General features: G+C 71.4%; 10 protein-coding genes and 1 pseudogene. 7 read left to right on the top strand and 4 right to left on the bottom strand.

Annotated features, from left to right (window positions below):
- Positions 1-9: 9 nt before the first annotated feature.
- The 3 genes from RS82_RS06000 (at position 10) to RS82_RS05990 (ending at position 1,943) form a co-directional block, all read left to right on the top strand.
- Complete coding sequence (locus tag RS82_RS06000) at positions 10-279, top strand: WXG100 family type VII secretion target (protein WP_045297640.1); 270 nt, start codon at positions 10-12, stop codon at positions 277-279.
- Positions 280-355: 76 nt separating this feature from the next.
- Entirely contained in the window at positions 356-1,420 is a 1,065-nt protein-coding gene (locus RS82_RS20640) for a WXG100 family type VII secretion target (RefSeq protein ID WP_052676721.1), read from the top strand.
- Between the two features lie 52 nt (positions 1,421-1,472).
- On the top strand, positions 1,473-1,943 hold the full coding sequence (locus RS82_RS05990; protein ID WP_045297638.1) for a hypothetical protein: 471 nt from the start codon (positions 1,473-1,475) through the stop codon (positions 1,941-1,943).
- 13 nt (positions 1,944-1,956) lie between these two features.
- On the opposite strand, the gene RS82_RS05985 is transcribed toward RS82_RS05990, so the two are convergent.
- The 3 genes from RS82_RS05985 to RS82_RS05975 form a co-directional block, all read right to left on the bottom strand.
- The gene (locus RS82_RS05985) at positions 1,957-2,448 is read right to left on the bottom strand and encodes a recombinase family protein (RefSeq protein WP_045297637.1); all 492 of its coding nucleotides are present in this window, start codon (positions 2,446-2,448) and stop codon (positions 1,957-1,959) included.
- Positions 2,449-2,601: 153 nt separating this feature from the next.
- A complete protein-coding gene (locus tag RS82_RS05980; protein ID WP_045297636.1) occupies positions 2,602-4,374 on the bottom strand; it encodes a cation:proton antiporter in 1,773 nt (590 codons plus the stop codon).
- A gap of 52 nt (positions 4,375-4,426) precedes the next feature.
- Entirely contained in the window at positions 4,427-5,458 is a 1,032-nt protein-coding gene (locus tag RS82_RS05975) for a malate dehydrogenase (protein WP_045297634.1), read from the bottom strand.
- 91 nt (positions 5,459-5,549) lie between these two features.
- Here RS82_RS05975 and ypfJ point away from each other — a divergent pair, with 91 nt between their 5' ends.
- From ypfJ to RS82_RS05960, 3 genes and pseudogenes are all read left to right on the top strand, one after another.
- Positions 5,550-6,419, top strand: coding sequence for a KPN_02809 family neutral zinc metallopeptidase (gene ypfJ, locus RS82_RS05970; RefSeq protein ID WP_045297633.1), 870 nt, complete (start codon positions 5,550-5,552; stop codon positions 6,417-6,419).
- A pseudogene (gene pip, locus RS82_RS05965) lies at positions 6,383-7,381 on the top strand (prolyl aminopeptidase); the annotation flags it as partial. The gene ypfJ and the pseudogene pip, both read left to right, overlap by 37 nt.
- Before the next feature lie 594 nt (positions 7,382-7,975).
- A complete protein-coding gene (locus RS82_RS05960; protein WP_045297631.1) occupies positions 7,976-9,583 on the top strand; it encodes a DEAD/DEAH box helicase in 1,608 nt (535 codons plus the stop codon).
- 367 nt (positions 9,584-9,950) lie between these two features.
- Here RS82_RS05960 and RS82_RS05955 read toward each other — a convergent pair whose 3' ends face one another.
- Positions 9,951-10,556, bottom strand: a complete 606-nt coding sequence (locus RS82_RS05955; protein WP_045297630.1) for a TetR family transcriptional regulator — start codon at positions 10,554-10,556, stop codon at positions 9,951-9,953.
- Positions 10,557-10,659: 103 nt separating this feature from the next.
- Between RS82_RS05955 and RS82_RS05950 the strand changes: the two genes are divergently transcribed.
- Positions 10,660-11,904, top strand: coding sequence for an FAD-dependent monooxygenase (locus RS82_RS05950; protein WP_045297628.1), 1,245 nt, complete (start codon positions 10,660-10,662; stop codon positions 11,902-11,904).
- Positions 11,905-11,916 lie beyond the last annotated feature (12 nt).

Raw genomic sequence — 11,916 nt, 5'->3', positions numbered from 1 at the left:
GAGAACACCATGGCCGTTTGGGGTCTTGACGTCCAGCAGGTCCGCGAGCTCTCGACGCAGCTCAACAGCAAGGCCGGCGACATCCAGTCGATCCTGTCGCAGCTCACCTCGAAGCTGAACTCGACGCAGTGGACGGGCCCGGACGCCGAGCAGTTCCGCAACGCCTGGAACGGCGAGCACACCGCGTCGCTCAAGAAGGTCATCGCCGCGCTGCAGGAGGCCGGCCAGAAGGCTTCGGCGAACGCCTCGGCTCAGGAGAGCACCTCGTCGTCGCTCTGATCGACGCGTTGCAGGGGCGGTCCTCGGGACCGCCCCTGCACGCGTAGGTCGGGCCTGATCCGCCGGAAGGTGCGAAATGGGTGTCTACGGGGCAGACGTCGCGCAGCTGCGCGACGCGGCATCCGAGTTCGAGCGCGCCGCGCAGTCGCTCGAGTCGATCACGACGCTGCTGAGCGGCGAGCTCTCGAGGGCGCCGTGGCACGGCGCGGACGCGACGACGTTCCGCTCCGACTGGGACACGGACCATTCGCGCCGGCTGACCGATGCTGCGACCCGCCTCCGTGACGCGTCGCGGGCCCTGCGCACCAACGCCGACGACCAGGAGGTCACGAGCTCCGTCTCCGGCGGCCCCGGTGGCTCCGCAGGCCCGGGTGGACCCGGGACGAGCGTGCCCGGACCGACCACCGGCGGCGGGGGCACGACCACACCGCCGGGATCGTCCACGGACGAGGACTCGCCCAACTTCGCCGGCTGGGAGAACGGCGTCGTCGAGGCGGGCGACGGCGAGGTCGCGTGGCGCTATGGTCTGAACGCCCGCGGCGAGGCCGAGGCCGAGGTGCTCGGCGGCACGGCGAAGGCGGACGGCGAGATCGGCGCCGGCGTCAAGGCCAACGCGTCGGGCGACTACAGCTTCGGCGAATCGGACGAGACGCAGCGCAACGATGCGAACGACCGCAGCAAGCACCTGGGCGACGACGTCACGCAGAACAACGTGGGCATCGGCGTGGGCGGGGAGGCCTCCGTGAAAGCCGGCGCCTACGCCGAGGGATCGGCCGAGTACGGCAACGACCTCGGCCACGTCGGCGTCGAAGGCGAGGCGCTCGCCGGCGCCCGCGCCGACATCGGCGGCGGACTCACCCTCGGGCCCGAGGGGGCGCAGGCCGGCGTCAGTGCCGGCGCGTTCGCCGGTGCCGAGGCGAAGGGCTCCGTCGAGGCCGAGATGCTCGGGGTCGGCGGCGAGCTCGAGGCGGGCGTGCGCGCCGGCATCGGGGCGGAAGCCGCCGTCAACGCGCAGTTCGGCGTCGACAAGGTGGATCTCGAACTCGAGCTCGGCCTCGCGCTGGGTGTGGGATTCTCGGTGAAGCCGTCGATCTCCTTCAGCCCGAAGGACATGGCCGACGGCATCATGAGCCTGTTCTGACCACGCCCGCCCTACGACGACCCATACGGACCTGACACACCGAGAGGACCTCATGTCCCAGGCATCCTTCCCCAGCGACGCCTTCCCCGCCTTCCCGGCGGTGACCCTCGACGCGCCCGACGGCTGGGAGCCGCGGGCGTTCGCGGGCACGGTGCTCGCGCTCATCGACGACCGCGGCCCCGAGGCGTTCTCGCCCAACGTGGTCGTCGGGTTGACGCGCGCCGAAGCCGGACACACGCTCGAGGCGGCGGCCGCCGCAGTCGAGGAATACGTCGCGCAGCTTCCCGACGTCGCGCCGGTCGACTCCGCGCGCGTCGAGTTGTCCGGCCGGACGTGGGCCGTGTCGGAGTTCGCCTATGCGACGGCCGCCGTCGGCACCGTCGTGCAGGTGGTCGCGGTGACCGTGGTCGAGCACGGTCCAGTCACGGACGTGGTGCGGGTCACGGGCACGGCCACCCCGGCCGACTACGAGACGTCGCTGCCTGCGATCCGCCAGATCGTCGCAGGCGCCCGCATCGGCTGACCGGCGAGGCGCGTCAGCGCCCGGCGTCGTACAGGTGGCGCCCACCGTGGCTGACGACCTTCACCACCACACCGCGGCGGTGCAGCTCCGCGACGGTGCGGGTCTCCTCGTCGATGTCGCGCCCGAGCGCGTGCACGTTCGCGACCACGAGCACGTCGCCGCGCACGAGCGTGCCGTACAGGCGGACGAGCCGCTCCTCCCACGACTCCAGCGTCTCCGGTGCGGGGTGGCGGAAGCCTTCGATCGGCACGCCGAAGCGCGTGAGGTCATTGCGCTGCTCGACGACGGACGGCATGTCGTCGCGTGCGATCACGAGCCCGACGAGACGTGAGCCGGCGGGCTGGGCGAGCCACCAGTTGCGGTTCTGCTGCAGCTCGGTGAAGCACTTGGGGCACTCGGCCGCCTGGTGCGGCAGATGCAGCGGCGCGGTGTCGGACGCGACCGACCCCGGAGTCGGCGCCGCGTGCGTGTGCGCGGCATCCGGCGTCTTCGTCGTCTCGCTCATGTGAGGCCCCCTCGCTCTCGACCATTGTCCCCCACACCGCCGTGACCTGGCGACGCGGTAGCCTCCGGAGGCAAGTGCTGCACTTTCCGGCACCTGCTGCGTCGCGCGACGCAACAGGCGCCAGGAACTGCAGCGGTCGCGGAAGACCCGTGCTCAGTCCTCTTCGTCGTCGAGGCGCAGCTCGAGGCTGAGCTGGTCGGCGTCGAGCTCGGCCAGTGCGTGGCGCAGGGCGGGCGTGCTGTAGTCGCCGCCCGATGACAGCTCGTTCAGGCGCACGCGCATCGCTTCGATCATGGCCAGCCGGAGCTCCAGCAGGTCGCGGGTCGGGAGCCCGTCCGCGTCGTCGGGCGGATCGACCATGCGGCTGCCGATCCGTTCGACGAGCTCCTCGTCGAACGCCGATCCGTCGCGGCGGCGGAGCGCGGGGCTCGACAGTGCGCCGACCGCGGCATCGCGCAGCTCGTCGTCGAGCGCCGACTGCTCGGCGCGGTCGAGGCTGTCGTCGCCGGGCCGTTCGAGCCGCAGCGCCTTGACCACCCACGGCAGCGTGAAGCCCTGCAGCATGAGGCTGCCCACGGCGACCGCGAACGCGATGAACACCAGCAGCGCACGGTCGTCGGTGACGTCGCTCGAGATCGTCTGAGCGGCCGCGAGCGTCACGACGCCGCGCATGCCGGCCCACACGATGATCGCGCCGTGCTTCCAGCCGAGCGGCGACGCCTGGTAGTAATCGAGGTCGCTGAGCGCTCGCGAGACGCGAGACCGCATCGACGAGAGGCGCCGCTGGGCACGCGGGTCGTCGAACGAGGCCTCGCCGCGACGGCCGCGATATCGCGGATCCGGCACGACCGAGCCGTCGGCGATCTGGTCGAGCCGCGTGTTCATCGCCTCGAGGCGCGTGCGCTGCCGCCCGCGGGCGCGGCGGCTCTGCAGCCACACCAGCAGCGAGACGTACCCGGCGCGCGCCGCGATGATGATCGTCAGCGCGCCGAGCGCGATCCCGAGTCCGGTGCCGATGCCGTTGTGCTGCTCGACGTTCTGCTCGACGATGTCGCTGAGTTCCAGGCCCATGATGAGGAAGACGGCGCCCTCGAGCACGAGCTCGATCGTGTGCCAGTTGTGCTCATCCGATCGTCGCTGCTCGGGCGTGAACCACCGGGCCGCACCCTGGCCGGTCACGATGCCCGCGACGACCGCGGCGACGAGGCCGGATCCGCCGAGCTCCTCGGTGGGGATGTACGCGATGAAGGGCACCACGAAGCCGATCGCGGTGTTCGCTGCGGAGTTCTTGATGAGCGACCGCAGGCGCAGGTTGAGCCACCCGACGATCGCGCCGACCACGACCGCGACGACGACGCCCCACGCGAACGCCGGGATGAACCCGAACCCGATGCGGGTGTCGCCGGTGACGCTGGTCGCGAGTCCGACCGACGCGATCATGGTCCGCAGCAACACCAGCGCCGTCGCGTCGTTGAGCAGGCTCTCGCCCTCGAGCATCGTCACCACGCGCCGCGACACACCCAGGCGCTTGACGATCGAGGTGGCCACAGCATCCGTGGGACTGAGGATCGCCCCGAGCGCGACAGCGACGGCCGGATGGATGCCGGGGATCACGGCCATGAAGAAGAACCCGAGCAGCACGGAGCTCAGGATGACGAGCAGGAACGACAGGCCGGCGATGGGCCCGAAATCACGGCGGAACTCGATCGCGGGGAGCGAGACGGCCGCCGAGTAGAGCAGTGGGGGCAGCACGCCGACGAGGATGAACTCGGGGTTGATCTCGGGGATCTCGAGGAACGGCAGCAGGCTCACCGCGCCGCCCACGAGCACGAGGATCAGCGGTCCCGCGATCCCGAGCTTGGGCGCGACCGCCGTCGCGAGGGCGATCACCACGATCGCGATGATGACGACGATCAGGGCTTCCACGACTCAGAGCCTATTGCCGCCCGTTCCGGCCTCCGGCGAACCGCCCTCCGCGTCAGAGCACGCCGAGCGCCCGGACCGCGTCGCGCTCCGCGACGAGTTCGTCCACGGATGCCGCGACCCGGGCGCGCGCGCGGGCGTCGAGGTCGAGTCCCTCGACGACTTCGTACCCGCCGCCGTGCGATCCGACGCCGCGCGAAGTCACAGGGAACGAGCACACGAGCCCCTCGGGCACCCCGTACTCGCCGCGCGAGACGACCGCGGCCGAGGTCATGCCGCGGCGGGTGCCGTGCTGCTCGTCGCGGACGTGGTCGATCGCGGCGTTGGCCGCGGACGCGACCGACGACGAGCCGCGCACCTCGATGATCTCGGCCCCGCGCTTGGCCACCCGCGGGATGAAGACGTCGTCGAGCCATGCCGCGGCCGCGGCCTCGCCGCCGAGGCGCTCGGCCAGAGCCTCGAGCACCGACGTCGCGTCGGGCAGGATCGCGTGCGCGACGTCGGGGAACTGGGTCGCGGAGTGGTTGCCCCAGATCACGACGTCTGCGATGTCGCCGGCGGCGACATCGAGCGCCTCGGCCAGCTGGCCCACGGCGCGGTTGTGGTCGAGGCGCGTGAGGGCGGTGAAGCGCTCGGACGGGATGTCGGGCGAAGCGGATGCTGCCGCGATGAGCGCATTCGTGTTCGCGGGGTTGCCCACCACGACGACACGCACGCTGTCGTCGGCCACCGCGCCGATCGCGTTGCCCTGCGGCCCGAAGATGCCGGCGTTCGCGGCGAGCAGGTCGCCACGCTCCATGCCGGCGGTGCGCGGCCGCGCGCCCACGAGCATCGCGATGCGGGTGCCGTTGAAGGCCGTGAGCGGGTCGTCGGTGACGTCGACGTCGGTCAGGAGCGGAAACGCGCAGTCCTGCAGCTCGAGCGCCGCGCCCTCGGCCGCGCGCATGCCCTGGGGGATCTCGAGCAGGCGCAGCCGAACCGGACGATCCGGGCCGAGCATGTCGCCCGCTGCGATGCGGAACATCAGTGCGTAGCCGATCTGGCCTCCGCCGCCGGTGATGGTCACGGTCGTGGGTTCGCTCGCCATGCCCCGAGCCTAGACCGCGGCATTTTACTCATTCCTGCCGATTAGGGAATGGTTCCTGCTCTGGATCGGACTGTCGCGGTACCGTGACGGCATGACGTTCAATGAGAACGCCAACGTCGGGGGGAACACGGCGCGGCGTCGAGGAGCGGGCGTGGCGGTGGCAGGCGGCGGTATCGCCGGCCTCGGCGCGATCGCGGTGATCCTGTTCCAGTTGTTCACCGGACAGGACCTGTCGAGCATCATCCCCTCGCAGCCGCAGGTCGGATCCGGCGAGGAGTCCGAGATCCAGCAGTGCGAGACCGGCGCCGACGCGAACAGCAACGACGCGTGCCGCCTCGCCGCGGGCACCGTGGTCCTCGACAAGTACTGGGGCACCCAGGTGCAGGGCTATCGCGCCCCGCAGCTGATCATCGTCGACCAGCAGACCAGCACCGCCTGCGGTACGGCCTCCAACCAGACCGGTCCGTTCTACTGCCCGCCCGAAGAGACGGTCTACGTCGACCCGACCTTCTTCGGATTGCTGCGCCAGCAGTTCGACGCGACCGCCGGCGACCTCGCCCAGCTCTATGTGCTCGCCCACGAGTACGGCCACCACGTGCAGTACATCACCGGCATCATGGACCAGCACCCGAGCAACGGCACCGGTCCAGACAGCAACGGCGTGAGGACCGAGCTGCAGGCGGACTGCTTCGCCGGTGCGTGGGTGGGCGACATGACCACGCAGGTCGACGAGAACGGCGTACCGTATCTGAAGGAGCCCACGCAGCAGCAGATCGCCGACGCGATCAACGCGGCCGGCGCGGTGGGCGACGACCACATCCAGCAGGAGTCCGGGGGCATCGTGAACCCCGAATCCTGGACCCACGGTTCGAGCGAGCAGCGCCAGCGCTGGTTCGAGACCGGCTACCGGAACGGTCCCTCCGCATGCGACACCTTCGCCGTCTCGGGGGCGAGCCTGTGAACGAACACCTCGACGACATCCTCTATCCGCCCATCGAGCCCTACGACACCGGCACGCTCATCGCCGGCGAGGGCAACCGCATCGCGTACGAGCAGAGCGGAAACCCCGAGGGCAAGCCGGTGGTGTTCCTCCACGGCGGGCCGGGCGCCGGTACGTCGGCCTGGCACCGCCGCTTCTTCGACCCCGAGCGGTATCGCATCATCCTGCTCGACCAGCGGGGCTGCGGCCGCTCCACTCCGCACGCGAGCGAGCCCGACGCCGACCTCCGCCACAACACGACGTGGCACCTCGTCGCCGACATCGAGCTGCTGCGCAAGAACCTCGGCATCGAGCGGTGGCAGGTGTTCGGCGGCTCGTGGGGGAGCGCGCTGGCGCTCGCCTACGCCGAGGCGCACCCGCAGGCCGTCACCGAGATCGTGCTGCGCGGCATCTTCACCCTGCGCCGCCACGAGCTGGAGTGGTTCTACGAGGGCGGCGCGGCATCCATCGTCCCGGATCTGTGGGAGGACTTCATCGCCCCCATCCCGATCCTCGAGCGCTCGCAGCTCATGCAGGCCTACCACCGCCGGCTCTCGGATCCCGACCCCGCCGTGCACGTGCCGGCTGCGGTCGCGTGGTCGCGCTGGGAGGCCGCCAACCTCACTCTGCTCCCGGATGACGAGCTCATCGAGGCGATGACCGAACCGCGCGCGGCGGTGGCGTTCGCCCGCATCGAGAACCACTACTTCCTGCACGGCGGCTGGTTCGAACCCGAGCAGCTGATCGCGAACGTCGGCCGCATCCGCGACATCCCCGCCGTCATCGTGCAGGGCCGCTACGACGTCTGCACCCCTGCCATGACCGCGTGGGACCTCCACCGCGCCTGGCCCGAGGCCGACTTCGTCATGATCCCGGATGCTGCGCACGCCGCGTCCGAGCCGGGCATCGCGTCCGCCCTGCGCGCTGCGACCGACCGCTTCGCGGAACAGACGCCGGCGGAGAAGACGCAAGCGCCCGCGGAGGACGCGGAGGCGCCGGCGGAGGACGCGGAGGCGCCGGCGGAGGCGACGGAGGCGCCGGCGGACGAGCCCGGCGCTGCCGGGATCGCAGCGGAGTCCGAGGAGGTGCCCGAGTCGGCAGACCCTGAGGGTGAACCGACGGAGGAGGAGTCCGACACGTCAGAGTCGGCGATGGACGAGCCCGACGAGCCCGAGTCGGAAGCGGAGTCCTCCGCGCCTGAGGCTGACCTCGAGGCCGACGACCCCGACGACGCCCCCGACCCCGAGGCCGCCCCGCACGCCGAGCCGGCACTCCGCCGGGAGCGCATACGCAAAGGGTCGAAGAAACGCAAAGACACCGCCGGCCTCTGACGGCGGAGGGCAACGCCCAGCCACCCACTGGTAGGGTGGAAACCCTTGCAGCGCATTCTTGCGCTTCTCGCGTCGTAGAACGCTTCCCTCGCCGGCATCCGGACCCCGCTCCGAAGAACCGCGCTGACATCTTTCGTACGGCGACCCGCGGGCGAGATACGCCCCGGCCACCGACAGGGCACCCGTGTGCCCGGAGAACATCCACTCATGACCGAAACCTCGTTCGGCGCGCTCGGCGTGCCTCAGCCCCTTGTCGACGCGCTCGCCGCGAACGGCAAGACCACCGCGTTCCCGATCCAGGTCGACACGCTCCCCGACACGCTCGCCGGCCGCGACGTGCTGGGCCGCGGCAAGACCGGCTCGGGCAAGACCCTCGCCTTCTCGATCCCCATGGCCGCGCGCCTCGGCGGCAAGCTGGCCGGCGGCAGCCGTCGCAAGGGGCGCCCGCTCGGCCTCGTGCTGGCGCCGACGCGCGAGCTCGCCACGCAGATCGATGCGACCCTCGCCCCGCTCGCCAAGGCGTACGGCCTCACCACCACCACGATCTTCGGCGGCGTGAACCAGAACCGTCAGGTCAACGCCCTCAACGCCGGCGTCGACATCGTCGTGGCGTGCCCGGGCCGCCTCGAGGACCTCATGAAGCAGGGCTTCGTGCACCTCGACGCCGTCGAGGTCACCGTCATCGACGAGGCCGACCACATGGCCGACCTCGGCTTCCTTCCGGGCGTCACGCGCATCCTGAACGCGACGCCGGCCGGCGGCCAGCGCCTGCTGTTCAGCGCGACCCTCGACAACGGGGTGGACAAGCTCGTGAACCGCTTCCTGCAGAGCGAGGTGCTGCACTCCGTCGACGAGGCGCACTCGCCCGTCGCCGCGATGACGCACCACGTCTTCACGCTGGCCGACGCCGACGCCAAGAAGGACGTCGTCACGGCGCTCGCCTCGGGCATGGGTCGCCGCATCCTGTTCATGCGCACCAAGCACCAGGCGAAGAAGCTCGCCAAGCAGCTCACCGGTCAGGGCATCCCGGCCGTCGACCTGCACGGCAACCTGTCGCAGGCCGCGCGCGACCGCAACCTCGCGGCGTTCTCGTCGGGCTCCGTCAAGGTGCTCGTGGCGACGGATGTCGCGGCCCGCGGCGTGCACGTCGACGACGTCGAGCTCGTCATCCACGTCGACCCCCCGACGGAGCACAAGGCGTACCTCCACCGCTCCGGCCGCACGGCCCGCGCGGGCGCCGAGGGTGCCGTGGTCACCCTCGTGCTCCCCGAGCAGAAGCGCGACGTGTCGCAACTGCTGCGCAAGGCCGCCATCTCCGTCGAGCCCGTCGCGGTCACCGCGACCTCGCCCGAGGTCGTCGAGCTCGTCGGCCAGGTCGCGCCGTACGTCAAGCCGGCCCCGGTCGCCGAGACGCCGCGCGGCACCAGCCAGGGAGCCAACGCTCAGCGCAAGCGTGCCGCTCGTGACGCTCGCGATACGGATGCCGCAGCCGGCGCCGGTCGCTCCGGCGCCGGTCGCTCGGGCGGCGGTCGCCGTCGCGGCTCCGGCCAGGGCGGTTCCGGCCAGGGCGGTTCCGGCCAGGGCGGTTCGGGCTCGCGTCAGCAGGCGTCGGGCGGTGAGCGTCGGGACGCTGCCGCCGCGCACGACAAGGCGTCGCACCAGCGTCACGACCAGAGCGCCGGCCACTCGCGTTCGGCCCAGCCCACGGGCAACCCCCGCACCTCGGGCCGTCGCGCCTCGTCGGGCGGCAGCGGCAAGCTCATGGTCGGCTCGGTCGTCCGCCCCAACGGCACCAACCGCCGCGGCGGCCGCTGACCCCAGCGCACGCTTCCCAGACGCCCCGCCGCCCCCCGCGGCGGGGCGTCTTCGTTGTGTACGCGCCGCGGCCGGGGGTCGCAGCATCCGTCCCTCCATCCCGCAACAGGTCAACCGGGCTTCCGCAGGACACGAGCGCGGAGATCGGTCCTGTGGAACCGCGGTTGACCTGTTGACGGGGTATGCGGGGATCGCTGACCCGAGTCACGTTTGCTCGAGGCCCCCGCTCCTCGCGAGGGGGCGTCTCGCTGTGTACGCGCCGAGGCCGGGCTCGAAGCATCCATCCCTCCATCCCCCCGACAGGTCAACCGGGCTTCTGCAGGACGCGTGCGCGGGGGCCCGTCCTGTGGAACCGCGGTTGACCTGTTTACGGGGTGGAGGAGGGCCGGGTCCAGGCGCCGCCCGCGCCGTCGCCGGCGATCGCGGTGACCGCGCGGGCGAGCTCGTCGCCGGTCGGCAGGGACTCGGGGCTGATGATCCACAGCAGACCGAGGCTCTGCACGAGCACGAACTCGAGCTTGGCGATCGCATCGAGGTCGGCGGGGCCGAGGTCGGGGCGTGCGGAGCGCAGCACCTCGACGATGCCCAGGTGCGCCTGCTCCGTGGCATCCGCCAGCGCTCGGCTCGCACCGGCGTCGCGTGACACGCGAACGGAGTTCTCCAGGCTGGCGACCAGCGCCTCCCGGTTGGCCGCGAAGATCTCGGGCATGCGGTCGAACAGCGTGGCGAAGCCGTCGATCAGGGGGAGTGCGGCCGTCTCGTCGACGATGGCCTCCATCGCGTCGCCGATGCCGCTGCCGAGGGACTCGGTGAGCGCGGCGCTGATCAGCTCGTCCTTCGAGCCGAAGTGATAGCCGATCGCAGCGAGGCTCACACCTGCCGCGGCGGCGATGTCGCGCGCGGTGGCCTTGGCGACGCCGCGCTCGAGGATCACCTGTCGTGCACCGGCCAGGAGGTCTTCGCGATTGCCCATGCGCCCATCGTACCGATGTGTCTGAGACGAACGTGCTAGACAAACGTCTGACAAGTCTGTTAGACATATGTCTCATACAGATGTCTAAGAGATGGGACACCTCATGAACGACTTCGACGCGACGCCTCACGTCCTCGTCTCCGGCGCCGGGATCGCCGGTCTCGCCCTCGCCGTGCAGCTGGTGCGATCCGGCATCCGCACCACCGTCGTGGAACGTGCGGAGGCTCCGCGCCCGGGCGGGCAGGCGGTCGACCTGCGCGGTGCGAGTCGCGAGGTCGCCGAGCGCATGGGGATCATGCCCGGTGTCAATCGCCTGCGCGTGCACGAGGAAGGCATGTCGTACGTCGACGGCGAGGGGAGGGTGTTCGGCCGCATGTCGATGGCGGACTTCGACGGCGAAGGAGCGGTCGCCGAGATCGAAATCGCCCGCGGCGACCTCGCGCAGGTGCTGCTCGACGCGCTGCGCGCCGCCTCCGACGCGTCACCCGGGCTGCTCGAGCTCCGCTTCGGCGATCGCCTGACCGCTCTCGCCCAGGATGCGACGGGCGTCGACGTCGAATTCGAACACGCCGAACCCGGCCGCTTCGACGTCGTGGTCGGCGCCGACGGCGTGCACTCCCTCACCCGCGGGCTCGCCTTCGGGCCGGAGGACCGGTTCGCCACCTACCTGGGCGGATACGCCGCGTTCTTCACGATGCCGACGCCAGCCGACCTCGAAGAGCACTGGTTCGCGATGCGGTTCGTGCCCGGAGCGACCTTCGGAATCCGACCGGACCGCGATCCGGCGACCTCGAAGGCGATCCTCACGTTCCGCATGGACCGCGACACCGCGCTGCGCGGCGACCGAGCCGCGCAGGAGTCGCTGATCCGCGATCGCATCGCCGGCGCCGGCTGGCATGCGCCGGCTGTGCTCCGGGCGCTGGCCGAGGCATCCGATCTGTACTTCGATGAGCTGGTGCGCATCGACGTGCCGGACGTCGCAAACGGCCGCGTGGTGCTGCTCGGCGACGCCGCGTCGTGCGGCTCGCCGATGACCGGTCAGGGCACGGCCACGGCCCTCATCGGGGCGTACCTGCTCGCGGCACGGCTCGCGGCGACGCCCGGCGACGCCGTGGGTGCGCTGCGCCACTATTCGGCCGACATCGCGCCGTTCGCCGAGAAGGGCAAGGAGATCCCCGGCGGCGGCATCAGGCGGATGGTCCCGGCGACCCGGTTCGAGGCGGCGATGTCGCGGGCGCTGACCCGCGTGATGTTCTCGCGCGCCGCGCTGCCCCTGGTCCGGCGCATGTTCGCCGGCGGTACGCCGCTGGCGCTCCCCGAGGTCGCGGTGCCGGCGCCCCACCGCTGAGGCGCCCCGCGG

Source organism: Microbacterium trichothecenolyticum (genome assembly GCF_000956465.1).
Taxonomy (GTDB): domain Bacteria; phylum Actinomycetota; class Actinomycetes; order Actinomycetales; family Microbacteriaceae; genus Microbacterium; species Microbacterium trichothecenolyticum.
The sequence above is the reverse complement of the archived record's forward strand: the minus strand, read 5'-3'. Positions and strand labels throughout refer to the sequence as shown.